This is a genomic window from Williamsoniiplasma luminosum (genome assembly GCF_002803985.1).
Lineage (GTDB): Bacteria > Bacillota_I > Bacilli_A > Mycoplasmatales > Mycoplasmataceae > Williamsoniiplasma > Williamsoniiplasma luminosum.
Genome location: NZ_CP024963.1, coordinates 178691 through 205135, shown reverse-complemented (window position 1 = coordinate 205135; position 26445 = coordinate 178691). Strand labels below are relative to the sequence as shown.

Sequence of the window (26445 nt, the reverse complement as noted above, 5' to 3'; positions counted from 1 at the left end):
CTCAAATTATTTTTCAATTATTTATCAATTATTTTCTTGTATTCTTTTGTAATCACATCATAGACTTTGTCTAATTCTGCTTTTGTATGTAATGATGAAATCATTAGACGAATTCTAGCTTTACCTTTAGGTACGGTTGGGAAAATTATTGGTGAGACTAAAATGTTTTGTTCAAACAAAATCTTAGTTAATTCAGTTGCAATAACTTCTTCACCAACCATAAATGGTGTGATCGGAGTTTGTGTTGTCCCGATTGAAAAACCATTGTCAATAAATTTACTTTGAATGTATTTAGTATTATCTCAAAGTTTTTTCAATCTTGTGTCGTCGTTTTCTAATTCATTAAGAATAGCTGTTCCGGCTTCCACAAATCCTTGAGGCAATGATGAAGAGAATAGAAACACTCTTGATTTTTGTTTTAAATATTCAATTAAAACTTTTTTACCACTAATAAATCCACCAACTAAACCAAATGCTTTTGACATTGTTCCTGTTTCGATGTCGATTTGTCCTTCCAATCCAAAGTGAGCCACAGACCCTCTTCCTTTAGGACCAATAACACCTTCACCATGAGCATCATCAACAATTGTATATGCATCATATTTTTTAGCTAGAGCATTAATTTTATCAAGTGGAGCAATATCTCCATCCATTGAGAAAACACCATCAGTAATAATAAAAATATTTCCTTTTATTTTACTTCTGTTTTCTTTTAAAACTCTTTCTAAATCTTCTGTATCCATATGTTTATAGATCGCTCTTGCGGCTTTTGAAAGACGAACTCCATCAATAATTGAAGCATGATTTAATTCATCTGAAATGACTAAATCGTCTGCATTTGTAATTGTTGGAATTAAACCTGTGTTTGCTTGAAAACCACTTTGAACAACTAATGTTGCTTCAAAACCTTTGAATTCAGCAAGTTTTCTTTCAAATTCATCATGGACATCATAACTTCCAGATATTGATCTAACAGCTCCTGGTCCAGCACCATATTTATCAAGTGATTTTTTAAAACTTTCAATTGTTAATGGATCTGCTGCGTATCCAAGATAGTTATTAGAACACATGTTAATAAAGTCTTTTCCATTAACTTTAATAATGTCATTTTGTTTACTTTCAAGTGTTTTTATGTTGTTGTAGACTTTGTTTTCTTTTGCTAAGTCTAACTCTTCTTTTAAGCGTTTATATAATTCCACTTTCTTCTTATCCTTTAACTTTTATTTCTTTATTTTTGTTTTTAACCAATAGATAGTACTCAACCAGCATTGTGATAGAGACATAGAATATGACGGCGATCGCTAGCCATTTTAGAATAGCTTGGAATAGCGCATCTCCTTCTGCTCCAAGAGCACTTTTTATTCCAACAAAGACAATAAGGAAGGCCGCGATTAATCCAAATACTGAGAATATTTGCATTAAACTAGCAGTTAATTGCATGTATTGTTTTTTTCTAATGAAGTTAAATGCAGCTGGGAACATACTTAATGCTGAACTACATGACATAATTGGGAAAATGGCTTCTTGTTTTAACCCTAAGAATGATAAACTCGCAAGCGCTGGTGCAAATAAACCGATTCCAAATGATTGAACCATTCCTAAGAAGAAGAATATAATTGTTCCGACAATAATTCTTCATGCTTTATCCATTAAAGATGTAGCTAATCCGATATCTGTTTGTTTGATTGCATTAACGTGTGGGTGAGTTAAGATCATCATTATCGCAACAACAAATAAAACTACCCCCATTGATACTTTAACAATTTTTGGGTCTTTAATTTTAGCAACAAGTGCTGACCCGACAAATGTTCCAACAAGTATTGATGCAAGTAAGATCAATAATGTTGCAACATCAACTTCGATTGCACTAACAAATAGTGCTGCTTCAAGTGTCCCACTTAAAGCAAAGGCAACGTTTAATGTACCTGGTAATTTTGTATCATCTTTGATACTTTTTGTACCTTTAAGAATTGCAGTTCCGATTCCGAATGAACCAACTGAAATTGTATCAGTAAATCCTGCAGTTACCCCTGCAATGATAACGTTTCTTTTGTTTTGATCTGCATCGTTGTATCTAACTTTTGATGAGACAACAAAAAATAATACACTGTACACAACAGCTGCAATTGAAAACACAATCACAATGACTAAAGCGAAAACTTCTTGACTGTTTCAAACAATAGGTTTGTTAGCAACGTCTTTAAGAACAAAATAATTAATCAACAAGCACATAAGTGTTGCTAAGACAGCTGATGCTAATAACATCATTCATTTAAATAACCTTTTTTTATAATCGGCTTTTGTTAATAAGTCTTCTGGATTAATCATTTGTTTTTCTGTTTTTTTAAAAAATTTAAACATTTTTTCCATTTTTCTTTTCTATAGATATTTTTCCAAAACTTTGTATGTTTTTTGGAAAAACTCTAATATTATTATAAAACAAGAACAACAAAAAAGACCAAAAAATTTTCATTGTTTTTGGTCTTTTTTGTTTATTTTTCTAATTGTGCGAACATTATTAAAAATTTAGTTGGTGATGTATGTTGGAAGCACAACTTGTTTAAGATCTTCAGAACCTTTTTTGTTAATCACAACGGGTTTAACATTATTAACGAATTTCAATTCAACCATTTCATCATCAAAACTTCTGATCGCTTCGATTAAAAATCTTGTATTAAAATTGATGTTTAAATCTTCAATTTTTTCTGATGTGAAATTATCAAACTCTTCTTCAAAAGTTCCAATGTCTGTGATTGTCGATCTAAAGAAGATCTTGTTTTGTTGAATTTTCATATTAATGATTGAAGATAAATTATCATCAGTTGGTAAATCAGCTCTGTTAAGTGTTTTTAAAATTGTTTTTGAATTAACAGTAATTGCTGTTTTAAACTCTTGAGGAAAAGCCCCTTCAACGTTTGGAAATTGTCCATCAATTAAATTGCTTTGAAAAATTGTGTTATCCAAAATAAAAGTGGCATAGTTTTCGTTAATTAGAATTTTAAGTTGTTTTGTGTTTTCAATTATTTTATTCAAATCAAGAATTGATTTGAATGGAATTGTGATATTAATATCTTCGTTTTCTTGTAATTTTAATGGAATTGTTTTTTGACTGATACGAAACATGTCAGTGGCTGATATTAATAATTTTTTATCTTTAATTTTAAAATTCATTCCGGTTAAAACAATTTTTTTGTTTCATTCATTGATCGAAATAATTGTTTGGTTGATTGTTCTTTTAATTTCTTGAGCATCGATATTTAATTCAATTCCTTTTTCTCTGAAACCAATTAAAGGATAATCATCAGCATCTAAAATATTTAAATTAAATTCTGTTTTTGTGGTCTTGATTTTAATTTCGTTATTTTCAACCATAATGACTGTTATCAAATCATCATCTAATCTTTTTAAGATTTCAAGAATGTGTTTTGATTTGATCAAAAATCTGCCTGTTTGCTTAACTTCTAAATGTGAATTATCATTATTCAAAACACATTTAATTGAAAGTGTTCCGTTTGTTGAAATTAAAACAAGTTTATCGTTTGTCAATTCAACCAAAACACAGTTTAAAATCGGGTTTATTGATTTGTAATCAATAATTTTGCTCGTTTTTGATAACTCTTCAAAAAAACTGTTTCTTTTAATTGTAAATTCCATTATTAACTCCTATTTATTTTTTTGATCCTACCTCACTTCTAAAGAAGTTTCGATTAAGGGCCAAAATAATTTCTTTTTTCTTTTTATTATTATTACATTGTTTATTTGTTGATAAGTTGTTTTTAACAACAATCTATAACAAATCAAAGTCTTAATTCAACACAACATATCAATCTTTTTCAACACTACTTGGACATGATTTTATTTTTCAAAGCTTCAATTTGGTTTTTGAAACTTTTTTCAGCTTTAATTGAGTTTTCAATTTTCTTAATTCCACTCATAACTGTTGTGTGATCTCGCCCACCGAACTCAGAACCAATCGCAGTTAAACTATGACCTAAAATTTCTCTTGTTAAGTACATTGCTACATGCCGAGCATTGACATTTTCCTTAGTTCGAACCTTACCATCGAGTGTTTTTAAAGCAACTCCGTATTTTTCTGAAACAACTTCTTTGATTTTTTTAACATTTAATATCCCTAAATTAACAACAGGAATATCTTTGAAAATTTCATTTAATAAATCAATATCTAAAACCGAATCTTCGGTTGTTGAAATTCAAAACACAATTTTTCTAATGCAACCTTTGATTTTTCTCACATCATTTGCATAAAATTTAGCACAATGATTTTTTACTTCTTCTGGAACCTCTTTATTTAAACCTTGTGTTTTGAATTCTGCATCAACAATATCTAAAGCAGTATCTAAATCTAAAGGTTTAATTTGAGTTGTTAATCCTAAGTTAAAACGAGTGATTAAACGGTTATCAAAACCATTTAATTGATCAGGAACCTTATCACTTGAAAAAACAAGTTGTTTTTTATTTTCAAGAAAATGGTTAAAAATAGTGAATAAAATTTCGTTTGTTTTTTCTTTTTTTGCTAAAAATTGAATATCATCAATTAACAAAAAATCATTAGAAATAAAGTCTTTTTTTCACTTTTCAATCGCGTCTGATCCGTTTTGGATTGCTTCAACAACTTGGTGACCAAATTCTTCACTAGTTATATATTTGACCTTTAAATTTGGTTGTTTATTCTTAATTTCATACTCAATTGCTTTTAATAAATGGGTTTTTCCTAACCCAGAATCACCATAGATAAATAAAGGTGATCATTGAGCTGGATTTTCAACCACACTTCACGCAGCTCTAAAAGCCAAAGTATTGCTCGGACCATGGATAAAATGTTCAAAACTAAATTCATAATCAGTTGCTACCTTATTGATGATTTCGTTATTAATTTTTTCTTGTTTTTTAAACTCTTCGTTGGTTATTATGTCAATTTGAGGCAATTGATTAGTGTATTTTTTGATGATCTCACTAATGTTTGGTAGAAATTGTTCAACCAACCTTGCACCAATCGAACTTTTCACAACCAGTGTATAATCGTTTTTTTGATTTTCAATTAAATTAGCCTTTGATATGTAGGAATTGTACACTTTTTGATCAATTTTAGCATCTTGTGAAAGCTCTTCTTTTAATTTTTCTCAAATGCTAAATTCAGTCATTACATACCTCGGTTTCTTTCTCTAAAATAAATTATAAGTCCTTTTTAATAAAACAAAAACAAAATTGTTGATAACCTGATTTTAATATTTTTTTATTCCTTGCAGATTTTAAAAAATTCAATTAAAACACAATTCATTATCTTTTTTCCACTTTTCCACATTGGTTTTTTAAAATGTGGATTTCTCCTTGAAAAGAATGTGTATAACCCATTTTATAAAGTTTAAGAATAAAAAAAATCACCAACAAGAGAAAAATCATATATAATAAACATTGTATTTTATTAATCAATAGACAAAAACGGAAGGAGTGAACACAATGAAAAGAACTTGACAACCATCAAAAATTAAACACGCACGTACTCACGGTTTTAGAGCTAGAATGGCAACTAAAAACGGAAGAAAAGTAATCAATGCTCGTAGAGCAAAAGGAAGAGCTAAACTTTCTGCTTAATTTTATTTAATGAAAAATAAAAGAATTATTAAAAAAAATTTTGAATTTCAAGAAATAATAAAACAAAATCATGTTTTAAAAAACTCTTCATTTGTTGTTTATTTCCAAAAAACAAATGAACCAAAATTAGAATTTGGAATTTCAGTTGGTAAAAAAATCGGCAATGCCGTTGTTAGAAATCAAGTTAAGCGACAAATTAGAATGCAAATTTTTAATTTATTACCAGAATTTGGCGCACTTAACTTTAAAATTATTATCATCGCACGACCTGTTTTTTTAAAAACAAAATACGAACAAAACAACAATGAATTAAACAAAATACTAACAAGAATAAAAAAAATCAACAACTAGAAGGGGGAATTGTATGTATAAAGAACACCACAGTGTTATGAATCATTTAAACCCCAAAGGTGCGGTTAATAAGAAAAAAGATCTTAGAGCAAAACTTAAATTAGCTTTAAAGATTTTAAAAATTGCAGGGTTTCTACTAATCATTATTTCGATGTTATGAGGATGTATCCAAATGTATCAAAAAGATTATGTTGTTTCACAAATCATCGATATGACAGGAACAAAAGTTTTTGCTCCTGGAACAGCTTTTGAAATTGTAATTACATCTCTTGGTGAAATCGGTGGTAAAACACACATCGGTGGACCTGAAATTGAGTATGGTTATAATGGTATAACTTCTTGAGCTGAAGCATTTTCTAGAACGGGCGGATCATTATTTTATGGACTGTTTGTTTATCCAATGGGATTCTTACTTGTAGGAATTTTGAAAGGATTTAGTGGAACACTAAATCCAGATTTATCAACTTCACAACAACAAGCCTATGGGATCGCTGCATTCTTCTCAATCTTCTTTACTGTTTTAATTGTTAAAACAATTACTTTGGCTTTCAGCTGGAAATCTCAAAAAAACCAAGAAAAAATGCAAATGTTACAATTAAAACAAGCAGAAATAACGGCTAAATATAAAGGTAAAAAAGATACCCAATCGCGTCAAAAACAACAAATGGAAACATCTGCTTTATATAAAAAAGAAGGTCTTTCACCAATGGGGGCGATTACTGGAAGTTTTGCATCCCTACCATTCTTGTTTGCGATTTATGCTGTTGTTAGATCAACAAGAGCACTAAAAGTTGCCAATATTGGAGCGATTTCATTGATTGAAGCACCATGAGAAAGATTAACTCACGGAGAACCAATTTATATTGTTCTACTTGTTGTTTATTTCCCATTACAAGTTGTTTCAATGTTGTTACCAACAATTCTACAATATGTAAAACAAAAATCTTCAACCTTAACTGAAGCTCAAAGAAAAGCCAGAAAAAAACAATTGATTATGCAATTGGTAATGATGGTTGTGTTCATCTTCGTTGTTGCCACTGTTTCTTCGGGAGTTGCAATTTATTGGATTCTTTCTTCATCTTACCAAATCTCACAAACGCTAGGATTCCACTTCTATAATCAAAAACAGGTTAAACGTGGAGATCGTGAACGTCAACGTCGATTACGTCAAATGAATAAAACAAACAAGCAAATAGCAAACAAACAAACAACAAACAAATAATACAAATTGCACTATGTTATAAACACCAATCACATTTGATTGGTGTTTTTTTGTTCAAAAGATCTTCTATTTAATGCAATCAAAAAACACATTTTACGAACTTAAAAATTCGTAAAATGTGTTTAAAATATAGATTCAAAATTGCTGTGCTTTTAAAACTTTAATGCGTTTTAAATTAACATATTAAAAAAGATTTTAATTATTTAACCAAGCCCATTAATCTTTCAATTTCTTGAATATCTTCTTTTGATTCATCGTACCTCAATGTTGCCTTGGTGTTGTTTTTGAAGACAATATAATAATAGATACTGCTGCGATACACAAAATGGATATGGTCAATATTGATAATCACATTTTCAACTTTTTTTGAAAAATAGCTCAAACTTAAGTTTGAATTTTTAAATTTGTAAAACATAATAATACCTCACTTTTAAATAATTATACAACTTAGTAAAAAGATAAAATTAAATTTTGATTTCAATTTGCATAGTTGTGAAACAATAATTTAAATAGATTTTTAATTCATAAACGCAATCTTGCGTTTATTTTTTTATGTTTCTATATTTACTATTTTTGTAACAATTTTGCTTGCAAAGGTTGAATCATGAGTAACCAAGATTATTGTTCCACAATATCTCTCTAAAGCTTGTTCTAGCATTTCAATGCTCATAATATCTAAATAATTTGTAGGTTCATCCAAAAGTAAGATATTAGTTTCTTTTAAAATTAGGATGCTTAAATTTAGTTGCATCTTTTCTCCTTCACTCAAATCAACAACATTTTTATGAAAGGTTTGTTCAGAATATTTAAATTGAGACAACAATGTTCTTATGTTTTTGTCGTTATTTCCAAGATGATTATAAATATATTCCCTAACAGTTAATTTCAAATTTATGTCGCTCCTACTTTGTTTTAAATACCCAACATGGATATTAGGGTTTTTTTGCAATTAACATCTCGTTAATTAAGTTAAGTAAAGTTGTTTTTCCTGATCCGTTTTTACCATAAATTAAAATCCGATCACCATTAGTTATTGAAAAATTATATTTTTCAATAACAAGAAGATTTTTTTGTTTTAATGAAGGGGTAAATACAAAATCTATCTTCTTATTAAACTCATATATTGGCACTACGTTATTTAATTTGTCCAATCTTGTATTTAAAGATTTAATATTTTTATCAACACTTTGTTTTCCTTGGTAGTTATAACTACTGATTAATTTAGCATCGGAATTACTCATTCATTTTGGTTTTTCATTTGTTTTTTTGAGAATGAATTTTTCTCATCTCAAGTTCTTTCTCTAATTTGTTCTTATGTTTTTTGTAATGAAATACTTCTAATTCTTTTTGTTTGAACAAGTTTTCTTTTTCAAACAAAAAAGCTTCGTATTTCATGTCAAATAATGTAATTTTTTTATCTTTTATTTCTATAATTTTATCTGCAGTTTCTTTTATTAATTCTCTATCATGTGTAACTAATAAGACAACACCCTTAAAGTGTTTGATTGCTTTAATTAAAAATTGCCGATTATCATAATCTAAATGAACTGTTGGTTCATCCAAAATTAAAAGATTACAATCTTTTTTAAAAGCATCAATAATTTGTTGTTTGCAAAACTCGCCACCACTAACTTTGATTAAGTTAGACTTAAAATAGTTTTGCTCAAAGTATAAAGTTGTAAAGTTGTTTTTAATAGAACCGGTATATTCATTTTCGATTCCGGCTATAATTTTCATTAGACTAGATTTTCCTGAACCGTTGTTTCCAACTATTCCGATCACTGATTTATTATTTTCTATGTTTAAACTTTTTAATTCAAAAATGTTTTGATCACCATAAAAAAGTTCTAAGTTATTGATTTGTAACACATGCCCACCTCCTTTTAAGAAGATAAAAAAATAATTATTTTTTAAAATAAATTATTTTGCTGTGTACATTTAATCAACCACCTTTCAATATAAATATTTTAGCATTAAAAGAAAAGAGGTAAAAACAAACATTTAAAGCTTTTTTGCAAAGTTTTTTAAAGGTGTGCAAAAAAGAGAAATGATTTTATTTTTTAAAAAGAATAGGCTTTTAACTATGTTAAAATAATATATGCCATTATAAAGATAACATCTGAACTTAGTCAGAACCGGAAGGTAGCAGCTATAAGGAAACGTGTCTTGTATAGTGGTTTTATTTTTTTAGGACAACTTATGACAAATGAACAATTTTCTTTTTTAATGAAAGCGATCGAAAAAACAAAAAAGCATCATGATGTGCCAATTTCAGCAATCATTGTTAACCAAAACGACGAGATCGTTAGTTTTGGTTTTAACGAACGTGAAAGAAAAAAAGAAATTTCTGCACATGCAGAAATTATAGCAATCAACAAATTGGCTAAAAAAATAAAATCACTTAATTTAAACGATTACAAACTAATCACAACACTAGAACCTTGCGTGATGTGTTCTGAAGCAATCCAACAAGCCAAAATTAAAACCGTCGATTATCTTTTAAAAGGTGATAAATATGGGGTTTCTAGACATCTAAGTGTTAATGATATCAAGTTTAAACTTAAAAAAGTTGGAACCAAAGAACAAGTAGATTATTATAAAAATATCATTAAAGTTTTTTTTCAAAAACTTAGATAACCACATCAATAAAAAATGGTTAATATTATATTTAAATGTAAAATATTTATGTAGAAAAAAGAGGTTGAAATGTTGAATAATAAAAATTCTCTTTATAGAAAATATAGACCGTCAACATTTGATGATGTTGCCGGACATTTTAATGTTGTAAATATTTTGAAAAAGGAATTAGATGAGAAATCTTTCACACATGCTTTTTTGTTAACTGGACAAAGGGGAACTGGTAAAACATCGATTGCTCGTATTTTCGCTAAAGCAATTAATTGTAAAAATTTAACACAAGGAAACCCTTGTGAAATTTGTGAAAGTTGTGTTGTTTCAAACAAGGGACAATCACCAGATATTTACGAGATTGATGCCGCGTCAAATAGTGGTGTTGATGAAATTAGAAACATTAAAAATAATGTCTCTACAATGTCAATTTTAGGCGATTACAAAACCTATATTATCGATGAAGTTCACATGCTAAGTAAAGCTGCGTTTAACGCTTTACTTAAGACCTTAGAAGAACCTCCTGCACATGCAATATTTATTTTAGCAACAACAGAATTTTCAAAAATACCACAGACAATTATTTCACGATGCCAAGTTTTGAATTTTAAAAAAATTCAAAAACAAGCAATGAAAGAAAGAATTAATTTTGTTGCTAAAAATGAAGGTTTCACTTTTGAAAACGACAATGTAATTGATGAAATTTATTACCTAAGTGACGGCTCACTTAGAGATGCGTTAAATATGTTAGAACAATTAATGGTTGTCAATGATTCGATAATAACAATTGAAAGTTTGAAAAACATTTTTTATTTTGCATCAAAAAAAGAAAAATTAAATGTAATCAAAAACATCATCAATAATGATGCCAATGATTTAATTGAATATTTTGAAAACGCCGAAAATCAAGGAATGGATTTTGATGTTTTTGCATTGAGTTTAATTGAAATTATTAAAGAATTAATTGAATATAAAATAACCAATAATGCAAATTTGTTGTCTGTTTTGGATCTTGGTGATGTCAATGAAATAAAAACAAATTTAGAATCTTTATTTTTAATTGCTGATCATTTAAGTGATGCTTATTCAAAAACCAAAGGCACACAAATTAACTTTAATTACATTTTGATAAGCCTCTTAAAATCAATTAATAATAATAGCGAAATTAAAAACGCGACACAACTCCCATTAGAAAAAGAATCAGATTTCAATGAATTCATAGAATCAAAAAAAATTCATGAAGTTGATGAAAATAAATTGGTTGAAGAACCTAAAGAAGAATCTAAAATAATGATTGAATCACATGATAAAGTGATTGAACCAGTGGTTGAAATCAACTCAATTGAATTAGAAAAACCCACTGAAATAGGGCATTTAATCAAAGAAACCACAATAAACCAAGTGATTGAAACCAAATTAATCAAGCCATTTGATAATCCAGCACCAGAATTGCAATTCGATAAAAATATTAAAAAGGAAAATGTTAAATTAACGGTCGGTGAATTGGTTTCTGAGTATACAAATCAATCAATCGAAACATCAATGATTAAAAATAATTTACAAGTACCAACTGATGATGTTATCAATTTATTAGTCGGTGCTAAAAAAGAAAAGCGAGATGTTATTGAACGAGTTATAACTAACTGATTTGAGTCTGATCAAAACGGTAATTTATTAAATTTTGAATTAGCAAATAAATTTATACCATTTTATGGAGCTAAAATTTCGGCCGTTTCTGAAAATGAAGTTTTAATTAATTTCCCAAATTCTCTTGAAGCAAACTTTTTATTAAATGAATTATCAAAACCTGATTTTAGAAAAAACTTAACTTCAATATTTAATGAAGAATTAATTTTTTATGTCCTTGATAAAAACAAATGAGAATTTGTTAAAAAAGATTTTATACACAAAAAGAATAATAATTCATTGCCAAAATATGAAGTGAAAAAAGCGACAGATTTGTATTATGAAAAAGATAATCAAAAAAATGATTTACAAAAAATAGCTGAAGATATTTTTGGCGAAGATATAAAAATAGGTGATTAAAATGGAAAAAGAATTTCACGAAATTATTGATTTAATTTCTAAATATAAGGGACTAACTAAAAAGACTTCTGAAAGATTGGTTGTTGATTTAATTAACAACAATTCAAAATTAGATGAAATGGTTAAACACTTAAAAGAAATTAAATCCAACTTTAAAGTATGTAAAGAATGTTTTTATATCGCCCTTAATAATGATTTGTGCGACATATGTTTAGATGATTCCAGAGACGACAATATTATTTGTGTTGTTGGAACAACAATGGATGCAATGAATATTGAAAAACACAAAAAATATAAAGGTAAATATGCAGTTCTTGGTGGGGAAATTAATTTAGGAAAAAACATCAAACCAGAAGACTTAAAAATTAATGAGTTGTTTGAAAGAGTTAATCCTAAAACAGAATTGATCTTAGCTTTGAATGCCACTTTCGAAGGTGAAGTAACTGCTAACTATTTATCAAAAATAGCTAATTTAAGAAAGATCAAAACAACAAGAATAGCAAAAGGTATTCCGAGTGGTGGTATGCTTGATTATATGGATGAATCAACATTAGAATATGCATTAAATAATAGAAAAGAAATCACGGGGAAATAAGATGTTTATAACTTTAGAAGGAATGGATGGGTCTGGTAAAACAACGGCTATTCAAAAAATAAAATCAACACTTGAACACTTGGGCTATCAAGTGGTTTATACTCGCGAACCTGGTGGAGAAAAAGTTGCTGAAGAAATTAGGCAATTAATTTTAACCGAACAAAGTGCAGGAATTGATGGTTGAACAGAAGCGTTATTATTTTTAGCAGCAAGAAGAGAACATTTAGTTAAGGTTATAATTCCTGCACTAGAATCTGGAAAAATTGTAATTTCTGATCGCTTTATGGATTCAACAAGCGCTTATCAAGGAAATGCTAGAGGTATTGGAATTGATAATGTTGATGAAGTTCAAAAAATTGTAATCGGGAAATATATTCCTGATTTAACAATTTTTTTTAGTGTTGATCCCAAAGAAGCTGAGAAAAGAATGTCTATGCGTGAAGATTTAAAAAATAGATTAGATGCTGAAAACGAAAAATTCAAAGCCAAAGTAAAAGAAGGTTATGAAATTTTAATTAAAAAATACCCTAATCGATTTAAAGTTGTTAATACAAACCTTCCAGTTTCTGAAGTTCAAAAAGAAACTGAAAAAATCATTTTGGAAGCTATTAAACATCATGGAAAAAAATAATTTAATCAACGAACTTAAACAACTTTATAAAACAAAAAATCTATACTCATCAATTATTTTAAATTCTAGAAGCATCAATGATTTACAAGAAGTCAGTCAAGAATTGATGAGATTTATGTTTTGTGAAAATCAATCAAACCAAGATGATGGTTGTGTTTTTTGTTCAAGATTTAAAAAGAATTTACTTCTTGATGTTATTACTGTTGGTGATTCAACATCAGAAATTAGCAAAGAAAAAATTCAAGAAATAATTGATAAATTTTCTTTCACTTCAATTGAAGAAACAAAGACCAAAGTCTATGTGATTGATGTTGTTGAAAATTTAAAAACAAGTGCTGCCAATGCTTTGTTAAAATTTTTAGAAGAACCACCATTAAATACATATGCCCTTCTTTTGAGTAAGGATAGATCTAAAATTATTCAAACAATTAGATCAAGATGTAAACTATTTGTGATTGATTCTCATTTTGATCACAGTGATCAAAATGATTTAGAAATAATGTTTGAGACACGATCAAAAGAAACATATCTATTATCCGCCAGCAAGTTTAAAAAGATTAACAAATCAGAATTTATTGAAATTTTAGAACAAGCAATGAATAGAACCATTCTGAAAAAATTCCCCGAATTTGCAGAAGACACAATTACTTTGATTGAAGATTTAAAAAATTTACCAAATGATAAATTAGCAATTGATAATTATTTTATTAAAATTGCAGAAAGGCTTTAATGAAAATTAAAAATGATATTTTAGGTTATAAAGATCGTACTTTGTATCAAGATACAAAGATGTTTTCTTTTACCTTAGATAGTGTTTTGGTTTCTAGATTTATCAATTTAAATTCCAAAATCAAAACGATTGTTGATTTTGGAACTAACAACGCAGTCATTCCTTTGATTGTGAGCAAATATACAAAAGCATATATTTGTGGTGTTGAAATTCAAGAACAAGCAGCGCAATTAGCACAAGAAAATGTTGTTCTAAATAAACTTGATGGGCAAATTGAAATAATTTGCGCAGATGTTAAAAATTTTGCAAAAACCAATAGACACAAATTTGATGCCGTTATTTGTAACCCGCCTTTTTTTAAAATGGATGGATCACCTAAAACTAAAGCTTTAAGTCAAGAAGTTGTTAATGCAAGACATGAAACACTGATTACATTAGAAGAGATTATCCACTCAGCCAGTCAAGTTCTAAGAAATGGTGGTTCATTTACAATTGTTCATCGAGCAGAAAGGGTTGGTGAAATTATCAATTTGTTTTACCAAAACAAATTGATGCCCAAAAGAATTAGATTTGTTCATTCCAAAAAAGATCAAAAAGCCAAAACAGTTTTGATTGATGCGATTTTAAATGGGAATGAAGGAATGAGTATTTTACCACCCTTAATTGCGCATAATTCAGATGAAACTTATACGGATGAATTGTTGGAAATGTTTAGAGATTAGTTGGTGATTTAATGTTGGAATTTGGTTTTAATAATAAATATTTAATTGGTGTATCTGGGGGTCCTGATAGCATGTTTTTATTGTCTGAATTAGTGAAACAAAAACCAAAAGAAATCGTTGTTTGTCATGTCAATTATAACTTTAGAAGTGATTCAATCAATGATCAAAAAATTGTTGAAGAATTTTGCAATCAACATGATCTAATATTAGAAGTGAAAGTGATTGACCCTTTGATTTATCAAGCTTCAAACTTTAATTTTGAAGCTTGAGCAAGAGAAGAACGATACAACTTTTTTTGTGAAATGGGTGAAAAATATCAGATCAATAATCTTTTGATTGCCCACAATCAAAACGATCATATCGAAACTTATTTGATGCAACTTAGAAGACAAAATTTGAATAGTTATTGAGGAATTCAAAAAGTATCAACATATAAAAACATGACCGTGATCAGACCGATGCTTGATTTTAAAAAAAGTGAAATCTTAAAAAAATTAGAAGCCGAAAAAATTCCATATGTCATTGATGTGACAAATTTTGATCAACGCTATGAAAGAAACAAAATTAGAAGCAGCTTAAAAGAATCAGATTTTGATCAATACATGGATGAAATTTTGATGAAAAACAAACAATTAGAAGTTGAGATTAAACAGGCAAAAAAATATGTTGAAAAAAATTTAATTGAAGATGAATTAAGAATTGATAAAAATTTTTCAAAATTAGAAGACGATCTAATTCAAAGAATTGTTTATCAATATTTTGAAAAATTAGATAAAACCTACTTGTTACATAATCGAAAAAAACAAACAATTGTTGAAATCAGCAAGCGATTGAAAACCACAACCAAACCATTTTGAAAAATCGAAATCGGTGATTTTTTCTTGATTAAAGATTTTGCTATAATATATTTACTCTATAAAGATTCAATACAAATTAAATCATTTATTATTAATAATCCAGATGAATTATATTTAGTAGAAGAATTTATAAATGATAGAGATTTATTGCATAAAATTCGTGAAGACAAAGAAAACTATCCATACATAATTACAAATGATTTTGAACATTATAAGATGGTCACAAATTATAAAAACAAAAAAATGAATAGATATTTAATTGATCAAAAAATAAGTTATAAAAACAGGATTTATAAAGCGGTTGTTTACAACATAAAAAATTTGAAAGTACTAAACAGTATTAATTAATGGCTTAAATATGCTAAAATTTAAAAAGAAATTAGGAGAAACAGAATGAAAGAAAAACAAAAAACAAGTTGATGGTTTTGATTGGTACTAGTAATCATCCTGGCAATCATTATAACTTCAATTGTTTTCACCCTTCAAGGATCATCTGAAACTCGTAATATTAACTGATTAAACGACTTTGTTACTAGCACTCCAAATAAATTGAAAGGTGTAAAAGTTAACCTAAGTATTAATGGTTACATGAATATTGCTGGAATTTATCAAAACGGTGCAGGAAATTGAATTAAGTTTTCAATTGGTGCATCTCAATCACTCTTAAATAGCGATAATCCATTTTATTTAATGTTGAGCACATATTTAAATGGTAATGCTGTAATTTCAACTCAAACTTCAAACTGAATGGGTATCGTAATGTCATTATTACCAATCTTATTCATGATTATAATCTTTACAGTGATGTACAAAAGCATGACAAAAGGTGGTGGCATGGGTGGAGGCCAAGGAATTTTCGGAATGGGAAAAAACCGTGCAACTCAAACCAAAACCAATGTTAAATTTTCAGATGTAGCTGGAATCGAAGAAGAAAAAAGTGAACTAATTGAATTAGTTGACTATTTAAAAAACCCACAAAAATATGTTGAAGCAGGAGCTCGTGTTCCTAAAGGTGTTCTAATGGAAGGACCACCAGGAACTGGTAAAACTTTATTAGCTAAAGCTGTAGCTGGAGAAGCTGGAGTTGCGTTCTTCTCAATATCTGGATCAGAATTTGAAGAAATGTTTGTCGGAGTTGGTGCTAGTCGTGTTCGTGAAATGTTTGTTGATGCGAAAAAGAACGCCCCATGTATTATTTTTATTGATGAAATTGATGCGGTTGGACGTAAACGTTCTGCTTCAATGGGAACAGGAACAAGTGAACAAACGTTAAACCAATTATTGGTTGAAATGGATGGATTTGGAACTAATAGCGGAGTTATCGTGATGGCTGCAACTAACCGTTCTGATGTCTTAGATCCTGCATTATTACGTCCCGGACGTTTTGATCGTGTGATTCAAGTTTCATTACCAGATATTCGTGAACGTGAAGCAATTCTTAAATTGCATTCACGTGGTAAAAAAATTGAAGCATCAGTTGATTGACATCGTGTGGCTGAACGTACTCCCGGATTTTCTGGAGCACAATTGGAAAACGTTTTAAATGAAGCAGCAATTTTAATGGTTCGTGAAAATAAAAGTATTATTACAATTTTAGAAATTGATGAAGCGATTGATCGTGTAGTTGGTGGACCCGCTAAAAAGAATCGTGCGATGACAAAACAAGACAAGAAAATTGTTTCTTATCACGAATCTGGGCATGCCTTGATTGGGTTGAAACTTGAAAGTGCTTCGAAAGTACAAAAAGTGACAATTATTCCTCGTGGAAATGCTGGTGGGTACACCATCATGACACCGAAAGACGAAACTGTCTTTTCATCGAAAAAAGATTTATATGCCATGATTGCTGGTTATTTAGGTGGACGTGCGGCTGAAGAAATTATGTTTGGTAAAGAAAACGTAACAACTGGTGCACATGATGACTTAGATAAAGCAACACATATTGCTCGTCGAATGGTTGTTCAATTTGGAATGTCAAGTTTAGGAATGACTAAATTCTTAACAATGGCTGAAGAATCATATGGTAGACTTGAAGGAACTTATTCTGATGAAACTGCCTCAAAAATTGATAAAGAAATTCAAAAAATTCTTGATCAAGCATACGTTGAAGCTATAGAAATTATTAATCAACATAAAGACACATTAGAGTTACTTGCTGAATCTCTAAACGTTTTAGAAACAATTACTTCTGAACAAATTGATTACATTGACAAAGAAGGTAAATTACCAAAAGAAGTCGTTGAAGCAAAAGAACGTTGAGCTGAAGAATCTAAGAAAAAAGAATCTGGTGATATTATCGATATCGATCTTGAAGATGTTAAAAAAGAAGAAGCTAAATTCAAAAAGAAATCTTCTGAAACTAAAACTGAAGATTTAAGTTCTGAAACTGCTAAAAAACCATCTAAATCTGATGTTGTGGAAGAAACTAAAAAACCAAAATCACCAAAATCAGGTGCTAAGAAAATTAGCAAAGAAACTGATGAAAAACCAAAGAAGAAACCAACCTCTAAAAAACCATCACCGAAGAAAAAAGATGATGATGAAGAAACCAAAAAATAAAAACACGAATTAATTTTCGTTGTTTTTATTTTTAAGAAAGGCAAAAATGGACGTAGCAATAAAAGCAATAAGCAAAAAACACAATGTAAAAATTTCAATAGTTAATATCACAGAATCAATGAAAGAAATTTTGGCATTACAAAAAACAAACCCGATTGCCGGAGTTGTTTTAAGTCGAATTACAGCAGCTAATACTTTGATCTCGCTGGATCTAAAAAACGGTGAATTAATGAACACAACAATTTCACCAAGTGATGGATATTTAGGCAAAATCATTACTGAATTTAAAGAAGATAAAATAAGATCCTTTATTCAAAATGCTGATTTTGATCCAACAAAGATTATTGATTTAGAAGACCCATTTAGTGCAGCACTCGGACAAGATGGAATAATGGTTGTAGGACAATATTTACAAAATTATGAACCCCATATTTCAACAGTTAATTTAACCGGTGGGATTGATGCAAATTTTATGGAATATTTAAGAGCATCAAATCAAGTCAGATCTTTAATTATGACAAGAGCAACATTAGATGAACAGTTCAATGTTGAGCATGTTGTTGGGATTTTGATTCAAATATTGCCTAACCACACATGAGAAGATATTGATTATCTTGAACGCAAAATAGGCAATTATAATTTTGTGACAGATATTTTGATCAAAACTTTTAACTACCATGATTTAATTAAAGACATCATTGATGATGCTGAAATTTTAACCACAAGAACAATAAACTTTGCCTGCACATGCAACAAAGAAAAAGTTTTAAATGCAATAAAACTTTTAAACAAAAAAGAAATTAAAGAGATGATTCAACAAAACGAACCTGCAATTGTACATTGTGAGTTTTGTAAAAAAGAATACCAAATTTTAATTGATGAATTGAAACAATTGAATAATTAATTGGTTGTTAAAATGATAAAATAAATTAGACATTGTTTAATTATATAGGAGAGACTACATGCCAGAAGAACTAAAGCAACCAAAATCAACAAAATCAAAGTTGCCAAAAGAACCTAAAATTGACAAATTAGTCAAGGAACCAAAAGCAGAGAAATTAGCAAAAGAGCCTAAAACATCTGAAATATTAGAACAACCAAACGCGGTATCAAAAGACGCATCTGAACCAGTTAGTTTGAATAAAAAACAATTAATTAAAAAGGTTGAAAAACTTCAACATAAAGTTAATGGTTTAAAACAAAAAAAGAACCCAAACAGTGATGAACTTGATTTAGCACAGAATGAACTTGATTTAGCAAAAAAGGAACTTAACAGTCACGAAAGACAATTTGTGGTTGTTCCAGACCATAAAGAATTTGAAGATGGTGTTAAAGGATTAAAATTTCAACAAAAGAACCAAAAACAATTAACTTCAAGATATTCAAAAGAAATTTTAGAAGGTAATGTTGTTTCGACAACTGGATATAAACCAAATATCAAAAAACATTCAATTGAATTAAAAAATGTGAAAAAATCATACATCACAGGAGATTTGGAAACACCAGTTTTAAAAGGAATTGACATCAAATTAGATCAAGGTGATTTCATTGTAATTCTTGGACCATCAGGATCTGGAAAAACAACATTCTTGAATATTATTTCTGGTTTAGATAAAGCAACAAGTGGTGATGTTTTTGTTTTAGGATCAAACCTAACATTACTAAAAGATTCTCACTTAACAAAGTTCAGAAGAAAAAATGTTGGTTTCATTTTCCAACAATATAACTTATTGACAAACTTAACTGCCAAAGAAAATGCTGAAGTTGGAGAAAACTTATCAACTAATAAGAATGAAAATTTCACAATTGAAAAAATCTTTGAAACAATCGGAATGACAGAACAGTTGAATAAATATCCACACCAAATGTCAGGGGGACAACAACAACGTGTCTCAATCGCTCGTGCATTGACTAAAAACCCATCAATTTTATTTGCTGATGAACCAACTGGAGCATTGGATGAAGAAATGGGGCGTAAAGTACTTGATATTTTGGTTAAGGTTAACAAAGAATTTAAAACAACAATTGTTGTGGTTACACATAACCCCAACATTGCCAAAATTGGTAACACAATTATCCATATTAAAAACGGTTTAATTGATGAACTAATTCACAACCCAAACCCAGCTGATCCATCAACTATTGATTGGTCATAACAAGGAACCCCTATTAAACTGGGAAAAAATAATTCTACACATTATGAATTTAGAGCGCTGGCATAAGCTGGCGTTTTTCAATTCAATCTTTTTTGTATTCTTTTAGAATTATATCATTCTATATATTCTGCAATATGCTTATGGATTTCTTCTAAACCCATTGTTTTGGTTTTTATATGATTAAGGTATTCTCCTTTTAGGCAACTAAAGAAATATTCAACCTCTCTATTATCTAAAGAATTACCAATTCGACTCATAGATGTTATTCCACTCATGTTTCTTAATTTTTCAATAACTTGGTATGAGGAATATTGGATTCCATGATCAGAGTGAAAAATAAAGTTTGTTCTTTTTAGTTCATCAATTGTATCTAATACAAGTTTTGTGTCATTTAAATAAGATAATTTTCATGATTCTATTAGTTTAGTTTTGTGACTGATCACGACTGATAAATATACAAAATTTTGCTGTGTATTGGCAGGAATATAAGAAACATCGGTTGCGACAATGTTATCTTTTTCTGGATTATAATTTCTATTTACTTGATCAACATATTTCACTTTAGTGTTTTTTTGCTCAGATTTTCTTTTCTTTTGTCTAGTTAAAGTGGCTATTCCCCATCTAATCATGTAATTTCTTAGCGTTCTATCACTAATGGAAATCCCATTTTCACCAAGGATTATCGCAATTTTTCTACTCCCATATATTTTTTTGCTTTCATTAAAGATTTTTACAACCTCAGCTTTTAAGTAATCGTATTTATATGTTTTTGTAATATGTTTCTTATACATTGTTGTTCTATGGAGTGATACAACCTCAGCTTTTAAAGAATTTGTTAAAGTAGAAAAATCGCTCAACTTTTCTTTCTTTTCTTTATCTCGTTGATCTTTTATTCAGTGTTCAATGATTTCTCTTTTTTGTTCCTCATTCAATTTATCTATAATACCCGGAATATCCGAGTCATCTCTTTTTAAAGGTCTCCCATTAATTTTTTTCTTTTTGTATTCTTGCATACCTAAATTATCTAATAATTTGGCTTTTTTTCTAATTCTTTTTCTCGCGTCTTTTAAATGTAAATTTTTATCTCTTGTTTTTAAATATTCAGTAACCGCTAGATCAATCCCTTTTTTATTGTAAATTTCTACAATTTCTACTCACTCACTTGTTGTTAATTGTTTGGACATAAAAAATTCCACACTTCCTTTCATGGTTGTGTAGAATTATTTTTTCCCAGTTTATATGGGGTTTTTGTTTTTTAAAGTACAATATATTTAAGTTAAAAGGAGACTAAAATCATGCCAACAATTACAATAAGTGGAATTGAAAGAAAAAGAATGGAAGATTTATATCAAGAAATCGATCATATCAGTGAGATGGTGAATGTTCACCCAACCAAACTTATTTTTCTTTTCGCAAACGATGAAGTATTTAGCATCGAAAAAACAATTTACATTCAAGTGGAATGAAAACAAAGAACAGACAAAGAAGAAATTTTTGCTAAATACTTAAAAGAATTTTTCAAAGACGATGGAGATACGGTGAGTGTTTTTTTCACCGATGTTAATGATAAATTATTTGTTAATGGAAGAAGAATGAAATAAAGATGAAAATAGGAAATATTGAAATTAAGGGCAAATTTATTCAAGGACCAATGGCTGGTGTTTCAAATCAGGCGTTTAGAATGATTTCAAAAAAACACGGAGCAGCTTTGGTTTGCTCAGAAATGGTGAGTGTTGAAGGAATGGCCCACAATAATGAAAAAACATTTAGCATGCTAAATGTTGGTGAACAAGAACATCCGATGAGTATGCAAATTTTTGGCAATGATGTCGAATCCTTTAGCAAAGCTGCTCAGTGAATGGATAAAAATGTTGATTGCGACATCATTGATTTAAACATCGGATGTCCAGCCCCCAAAGTCGCTATTAGATCTGAATCAGGTTCAGCTTTGTTGAAAACTCCAGATTTAATCCATGATATTGTCAAAGCTGTTGTTGAAAACACAAGCAAACCTGTAACTGCTAAAATCCGTTTAGGTTGAGACAAAGATAGTGTGAATGCTGTTGAGGTTGCAAAGCTAATTGAAAAAGCTGGGGCTAGTGCAATTACTGTTCATGGAAGAACCAGAAATGATTTTTATACCGGCCATGCTGATTGAGAAAAAATCAAAGAAGTTAAAGATGCTGTCAAAATTCCTGTGATTGGTAATGGGGATGTTGTTGATGCAAAATCGGGTAAAAAAATGTTGGATGAAACTGGTTGTGATGCTGTGATGATTTCAAGAGGTTGCCAAGGAAACCCATGAATTTTTGAACAATGTAATTATTTTTTTGAAACCGGACAAGAACTTGCTAAACCAAGTTTTAAAGAATGGAAAGAAACTGTTTTAGAACATGCTAAAATGTTAATAGACTTAAAAACAGAAGAATGAGCAATGAGAGAGTTTAGAAAACATCTCACTTGATATTTTGATGTTCTAGTAAAAACCAAATCAACTAATAGTCTTAAAGAACAAGCGAACAAAATCGAAAGTTTGCAAGATGTAATAAGTTTGATTAATCAATATGAAAGAGAAGAAAAAAATGGACAATCGTAAATTTACAGAGCAAGAACTTATCCGTCGTGAAAAGTATAAAAATCTTGTTGAAAAACAACAAGATCCTTTTGAAATTACAGAATTTGAAAGGAATGCAACCTTAAAGGAATTAAGAACAAAATATGAAAATTTTTCAAAAGAAAAATTAACAAATCTTGAATCAAAAGAAGTGATCAAAACTGCTGGAAGAATTAAACAATTTCGTGAAGCTGGTAAAAAGGGTGCTTTTATTAATATTCAAGATCAAGATTCAGACATTCAATTGTATGTTCGAATGGACGAAATTGGGGAAGACAATTTTAATCAATTTAGAGAATTGGATCTTGGAGATATTATCGGAGTTGAAGGAATGATCATGAAAACTGATCATGGAGAATTATCAATTCGTGTATCAAAATATACTTTACTTTCAAAAGCTTTAAAACCACTTCCAGATAAATATTCAGGAATTCAAAATATTGAAGAAAAATATCGTCGTCGATATGTTGATTTAATTATGAACCCAGAGGTTAAAAAAACGTTCCAAAATCGTTCAAAAATTATTCGTGCATTGCAAGGATTTTTAGATGGCCAAGGATATATGGAAGTTGAAACACCAATTTTACAATCTGTTAAAGGTGGGGCTGCTGCTAAACCATTTAAATCATATTTCAATGCTTTAGATCGTGAATTCACACTAAGAGTTGCAACAGAATTACATTTAAAACGTTTAATTGTTGGTGGTTTTGAAGGTGTCTATGAAATCGGGCGTTTATTTAGAAATGAAGGAATGAGTGCAAGACACAACCCAGAATTCACAACTTTAGAATTATATGTTGCTTTTAAAGGTTTAAAATTCTTGATGGACATTACAGAAAAAATCATGAAAGAATGTAATAAAGCAGTTAATAATTCTGGAAAAATCAAATATGGTGAACATGAAATAGATTTATCAAAACCATTTAAACGTGTGCATATGGTTGATGCCATCAAACAAGTGGTTGGTATTGATTTTTGACAAAATATGAGTTTAGATGAAGCGATTAAAATCGCCAAAGAACATAATATTCATGTTGAAAAACACCACTTTAGCGTTGGACATATTATTAATCTTTTCTTTGAAGAATTTGTTGAAAGTACAATCATTGAACCAACTTTTATTTATGGTCAACCAGTTGAAATTTCACCTTTGTCAAAACGAAATAAAGAGAACCCACGATTTACAGATCGCTTTGAATTATTTATCATCGGACGTGAATATGCTAATGCTTATGCAGAATTAAATAACCCAATTGAACAGTACAATCGATTTGAAGAACAATTAAAAGAAATTGAATTTGGAAACGATGAAGCTGGTGAAATGGATATTGATTTCATTGAAGCATTAGAATATGGGTTACCACCAACTGCTGGTTTAGGATTAGGAATTGATCGAATGGTAATGTTATTAACCAATTCAGATTCAATCAAAGACGTTTTATTATTCCCGCAAATGAAACCAAGAGAATAATCAATAATTTAATATTTAAACAGAAGCTCGACTTCTGTTTTTTTAAAATCACTTTCCCACTTAATTTACCCCTTATTCATTTTTCCTATTTTAAAGTGCTAAAATACTTATGAAGACCTTGAAGAAACGCCAAATAAACTTTTGAGTTTTAAGCGTAATCTAAGTACGTGGCATCTTAGGCAAAGTGTTAGTTGAAAAACTAACACTTTTTATTTTTAAAACAGAAAACAGCACGAAGCGCTATTGGCTATGATTGTCCAGACTTATATTAAATAAGTTCATGATCACATTTCTGTATAAAAACTTTTTTAAAGGTAATTTATTTAAATCTAATGTCAAAGGTAAATAGAAATGCCCCAAAAGTAAATGTAAATTTATGTTTTGGAGGTCTTTAAGTTAACGCACTTTTTCAGCCATTACAAACTATCTCTTGTTAAATAATATTTTTTTATAGTTCTAAATCATTTGCATATTCAGAACTATATTCTATATTTTGTTCTAATACGCGTAATAGGATATTTTTATTATCCTCATTTTTTTCATTGTAATAATTGGACAAAGATTTATTGAACAAATCAAGATCATCTAGGTCTATATTAAGCACACCTATGTTTTCATTTATTAAGATGGCGTTAGACATTAGAAAAGAAGTTCTTTTATTACCATCTCAAAACATTTGAGATGTTATTCCAAAAACAAGATACTCTAAAGCTCTTTCTTTGGGGTTTTTGATATTATTTATCTCTTTTAAATAAGCACATCTTTCTTCGTCTGTTAAAGGTTTTATTTCTTCTTTGACTCCAAAAACGCTTACAAAATTATCTTTTCCTCTGAAATTGCCCGCACTTAAAGATTGGTTTCTAGCAACTATAGCATTTATCTCTTTTATATATTCATCATCAATATAAGAAGTGGGGTTATTAAGAATATAGTTTCAAGCTCTTTTCAAATTTAAGATAATATTAATATCAAATTCATCAACACCTCTAGATTTACCAACTTCTAAAATTGTCTCAGTTTCAGGAATCGTCGCGTTTATCCCTTCGAATTGTGAAAGGGAATATATGTTTTTCTTTAAATTTTTTTTGGCAATTAAAAATGATTCATTTCATTTATTCATAACTTCACCTCTTCGTTTTTCTCTATTCACATTATAACAAAAAGCAGGTTTTAAACTTGCTTTCCTTCCAACAATTCATGTACAAAATGGTGGAATTTATATAAATCTAAATGATAATAATGCTTGCTATGCTATAATATTAAACGAGTTAATTACACGGATTAACTCCTTGGCAGAAATGTCCAAAGACCATAAGGAGGAGATTTATACATTATGAAAAGAAAATATGAAATTATGTATATCCTTGATCAAGATGTAAAAGATACACAAGAAGTTATTAATAAACTAAACGGTATCTTGACTTCAGAAGGAAAAATCATTGAAAGCTCAGAATGAGGATTAATGAATTTTGCTTATGAAATCAATCACAAGAAAAAAGGATATTACGTTGTTGTTATCGTTGAAACAACATCATCAGCAGTTGCTGAATTTGAGCGTGTGACAGGAATTGACAAAAACGTTGTTCGTACATTAGTTTTAAATACTGAAAATTTACAAAACTATGAACAAACAACAAAAATGTCAAAAACTGACATGACAAAATATGAAGAAGAACGTCGTGAGAAAAGAGACTTCAAAAAACCTTTTGTTAAAAGAGAGTGAAATAAAGATAACAAAGACTTTAACAAAGACAGAGGTGAATATAAACCAAGATTTAATAAAGATTTTAGTGGACCAAGAGCTGACAAACCTGCTGGTTTGGCAAAACCTGCTGACGAAAAATCATCATCAGAGGACTCACACGCCTACGTTGTACGTATGCAAGAAAAATATGCTGCTGAATTAAAAAAACATGAAGAAGCAGACAGATTAGAACGTGAAGCACATGAAAAAGCATTAGCAGCAGCAACTGAAGAAGCTGATAAAGAAAAAATTATCAAAGCTCGTGCAGAAGCAAAAGCTAAAAAAGCACAAATGTCAACTGAAGAAAGAGCTAAATTAGACGGATCTGATGCCATTACAGAATTAAGAAGTGAATTACAAAAACACGCCAATTCTTTAAGAGCTTTAGCACCAGAAAGTGAAGCAAAAATTCACCAAGCAAACTTACGTGATATGACTAAAAAAGAATTAATCAAATACATGAAGTCAGTTGCTACAAAACTTAATAAATAAAAATAGAGGGGGTT

At 29.2% G+C, this 26445-nt stretch carries 27 protein-coding genes and 1 other RNA gene; 18 read left to right on the top strand and 10 right to left on the bottom strand.

Translation table 4 applies throughout. The features are described 5' to 3' along the window. Positions 1-17: 17 nt before the first annotated feature. The 4 genes from ELUMI_RS00900 to dnaA all read right to left on the bottom strand — a co-directional run bounded on the left by ELUMI_RS00900 (position 18) and on the right by dnaA (position 5162). Positions 18-1199 carry a glycine C-acetyltransferase gene (locus ELUMI_RS00900; RefSeq protein ID WP_025734294.1) on the bottom strand — a complete coding sequence of 394 codons (1182 nt, stop codon included), beginning with the start codon at positions 1197-1199 and terminating at the stop codon, positions 18-20. A 7-nt stretch (positions 1200-1206) separates the two neighbouring features. Next, the gene (locus tag ELUMI_RS00895) at positions 1207-2370 is read right to left on the bottom strand and encodes a sulfite exporter TauE/SafE family protein (RefSeq protein ID WP_025734295.1); all 1164 of its coding nucleotides are present in this window, start codon (positions 2368-2370) and stop codon (positions 1207-1209) included. Positions 2371-2526: 156 nt separating this feature from the next. Continuing rightward, entirely contained in the window at positions 2527-3654 is a 1128-nt protein-coding gene (gene dnaN / locus ELUMI_RS00890; RefSeq protein ID WP_025734296.1) for a DNA polymerase III subunit beta, read from the bottom strand. A 185-nt stretch (positions 3655-3839) separates the two neighbouring features. Next, on the bottom strand, positions 3840-5162 hold the full coding sequence (gene dnaA / locus ELUMI_RS00885; protein WP_025734297.1) for a chromosomal replication initiator protein DnaA: 1323 nt from the start codon (positions 5160-5162) through the stop codon (positions 3840-3842). 316 nt (positions 5163-5478) lie between these two features. Between dnaA and rpmH the strand changes: the two genes are divergently transcribed. From rpmH to yidC, 3 genes are read left to right on the top strand one after another with little or no spacing between them, the layout of a single operon-like run. Continuing rightward, positions 5479-5613 (top strand): 50S ribosomal protein L34, encoded by a 135-nt coding sequence (rpmH, locus tag ELUMI_RS00880; RefSeq protein WP_025734298.1) that lies wholly within the window; start codon positions 5479-5481, stop codon positions 5611-5613. 9 nt (positions 5614-5622) lie between these two features. Next, positions 5623-5964, top strand: coding sequence for a ribonuclease P protein component (rnpA, locus tag ELUMI_RS00875; RefSeq protein WP_025734299.1), 342 nt, complete (start codon positions 5623-5625; stop codon positions 5962-5964). A 13-nt stretch (positions 5965-5977) separates the two neighbouring features. Next, a complete protein-coding gene (yidC, locus tag ELUMI_RS00870) occupies positions 5978-7186 on the top strand; it encodes a membrane protein insertase YidC (protein ID WP_025734300.1) in 1209 nt (402 codons plus the stop codon). Positions 7187-7385: 199 nt separating this feature from the next. Here yidC and ELUMI_RS00865 read toward each other — a convergent pair whose 3' ends face one another. The 4 genes from ELUMI_RS00865 to ELUMI_RS00850 all read right to left on the bottom strand — a co-directional run bounded on the left by ELUMI_RS00865 (position 7386) and on the right by ELUMI_RS00850 (position 9055). Continuing rightward, complete coding sequence (locus tag ELUMI_RS00865; protein WP_025734301.1) at positions 7386-7601, bottom strand: hypothetical protein; 216 nt, start codon at positions 7599-7601, stop codon at positions 7386-7388. A 135-nt stretch (positions 7602-7736) separates the two neighbouring features. Continuing rightward, positions 7737-8075 carry an ATP-binding cassette domain-containing protein gene (locus ELUMI_RS00860; RefSeq protein WP_025734302.1) on the bottom strand — a complete coding sequence of 113 codons (339 nt, stop codon included), beginning with the start codon at positions 8073-8075 and terminating at the stop codon, positions 7737-7739. 43 nt (positions 8076-8118) lie between these two features. Further along, positions 8119-8427, bottom strand: a complete 309-nt coding sequence (locus ELUMI_RS00855; RefSeq protein ID WP_025734303.1) for an ATP-binding cassette domain-containing protein — start codon at positions 8425-8427, stop codon at positions 8119-8121. Next, positions 8420-9055, bottom strand: coding sequence for an ATP-binding cassette domain-containing protein (locus ELUMI_RS00850; RefSeq protein ID WP_025734304.1), 636 nt, complete (start codon positions 9053-9055; stop codon positions 8420-8422). The genes ELUMI_RS00855 and ELUMI_RS00850 overlap by 8 nt, the downstream gene beginning before the upstream one ends. A gap of 224 nt (positions 9056-9279) precedes the next feature. Between ELUMI_RS00850 and ffs the strand changes: the two genes are divergently transcribed. The 11 genes from ffs to ELUMI_RS00795 all read left to right on the top strand — a co-directional run bounded on the left by ffs (position 9280) and on the right by ELUMI_RS00795 (position 20110). Continuing rightward, positions 9280-9377, top strand: an RNA gene (gene ffs, locus ELUMI_RS00845) — signal recognition particle sRNA small type. 8 nt (positions 9378-9385) lie between these two features. Then, positions 9386-9823, top strand: coding sequence for a nucleoside deaminase (locus ELUMI_RS00840; RefSeq protein WP_035018826.1), 438 nt, complete (start codon positions 9386-9388; stop codon positions 9821-9823). Positions 9824-9892: 69 nt separating this feature from the next. Then, positions 9893-11860: a DNA polymerase III subunit gamma/tau gene (dnaX, locus tag ELUMI_RS00835; protein ID WP_025734306.1), complete on the top strand. Its 1968-nt coding sequence runs from the start codon at positions 9893-9895 to the stop codon at positions 11858-11860. 1 nt (position 11861) lies between these two features. Then, positions 11862-12455, top strand: a complete 594-nt coding sequence (gene recR, locus ELUMI_RS00830) for a recombination mediator RecR (protein ID WP_025734307.1) — start codon at positions 11862-11864, stop codon at positions 12453-12455. Position 12456: 1 nt separating this feature from the next. Next, entirely contained in the window at positions 12457-13086 is a 630-nt protein-coding gene (gene tmk, locus ELUMI_RS00825; protein WP_025734308.1) for a dTMP kinase, read from the top strand. Then, a complete protein-coding gene (locus ELUMI_RS00820; RefSeq protein ID WP_025734309.1) occupies positions 13073-13816 on the top strand; it encodes a hypothetical protein in 744 nt (247 codons plus the stop codon). The genes tmk and ELUMI_RS00820 overlap by 14 nt, the downstream gene beginning before the upstream one ends. After that, positions 13816-14538, top strand: a complete 723-nt coding sequence (locus tag ELUMI_RS00815; protein WP_025734310.1) for a tRNA1(Val) (adenine(37)-N6)-methyltransferase — start codon at positions 13816-13818, stop codon at positions 14536-14538. Before ELUMI_RS00820 ends, ELUMI_RS00815 begins: the two co-directional genes overlap by 1 nt. Positions 14539-14549: 11 nt before the next feature. Continuing rightward, the gene (gene tilS, locus ELUMI_RS00810; protein ID WP_025734311.1) at positions 14550-15743 is read left to right on the top strand and encodes a tRNA lysidine(34) synthetase TilS; all 1194 of its coding nucleotides are present in this window, start codon (positions 14550-14552) and stop codon (positions 15741-15743) included. A 45-nt stretch (positions 15744-15788) separates the two neighbouring features. Further along, complete coding sequence (gene ftsH / locus ELUMI_RS00805; protein ID WP_025734312.1) at positions 15789-17954, top strand: ATP-dependent zinc metalloprotease FtsH; 2166 nt, start codon at positions 15789-15791, stop codon at positions 17952-17954. A 46-nt stretch (positions 17955-18000) separates the two neighbouring features. Next, entirely contained in the window at positions 18001-18858 is an 858-nt protein-coding gene (locus ELUMI_RS00800; RefSeq protein WP_025734313.1) for an Hsp33 family molecular chaperone HslO, read from the top strand. Between the two features lie 388 nt (positions 18859-19246). After that, positions 19247-20110: an ABC transporter ATP-binding protein gene (locus ELUMI_RS00795; RefSeq protein ID WP_420855230.1), complete on the top strand. Its 864-nt coding sequence runs from the start codon at positions 19247-19249 to the stop codon at positions 20108-20110. Between the two features lie 41 nt (positions 20111-20151). Here the strand turns inward: ELUMI_RS00795 and ELUMI_RS00790 are convergent, their stop codons facing one another. After that, positions 20152-21318, bottom strand: coding sequence for a DDE-type integrase/transposase/recombinase (locus tag ELUMI_RS00790; RefSeq protein WP_198514020.1), 1167 nt, complete (start codon positions 21316-21318; stop codon positions 20152-20154). An 87-nt stretch (positions 21319-21405) separates the two neighbouring features. On the opposite strand from ELUMI_RS00790, the gene ELUMI_RS00785 reads away from it, so the two are divergent. From ELUMI_RS00785 to lysS, 3 genes are read left to right on the top strand one after another with little or no spacing between them, the layout of a single operon-like run. Then, positions 21406-21711: a DUF1904 family protein gene (locus ELUMI_RS00785; protein WP_025734386.1), complete on the top strand. Its 306-nt coding sequence runs from the start codon at positions 21406-21408 to the stop codon at positions 21709-21711. Between the two features lie 2 nt (positions 21712-21713). Further along, the gene (gene dusB, locus ELUMI_RS00780) at positions 21714-22706 is read left to right on the top strand and encodes a tRNA dihydrouridine synthase DusB (protein ID WP_025734387.1); all 993 of its coding nucleotides are present in this window, start codon (positions 21714-21716) and stop codon (positions 22704-22706) included. Beyond that, complete coding sequence (gene lysS / locus ELUMI_RS00775) at positions 22693-24195, top strand: lysine--tRNA ligase (RefSeq protein WP_025734388.1); 1503 nt, start codon at positions 22693-22695, stop codon at positions 24193-24195. Before dusB ends, lysS begins: the two co-directional genes overlap by 14 nt. A 448-nt stretch (positions 24196-24643) precedes the next feature. On the opposite strand, the gene ELUMI_RS00770 is transcribed toward lysS, so the two are convergent. Next, positions 24644-25315, bottom strand: coding sequence for a Fic family protein (locus ELUMI_RS00770; protein ID WP_025734389.1), 672 nt, complete (start codon positions 25313-25315; stop codon positions 24644-24646). 213 nt (positions 25316-25528) lie between these two features. Between ELUMI_RS00770 and rpsF the strand changes: the two genes are divergently transcribed. Then, positions 25529-26431 carry a 30S ribosomal protein S6 gene (gene rpsF / locus ELUMI_RS00765; RefSeq protein WP_025734390.1) on the top strand — a complete coding sequence of 301 codons (903 nt, stop codon included), beginning with the start codon at positions 25529-25531 and terminating at the stop codon, positions 26429-26431. The last annotated feature ends 14 nt before the right edge of the window (positions 26432-26445 follow it).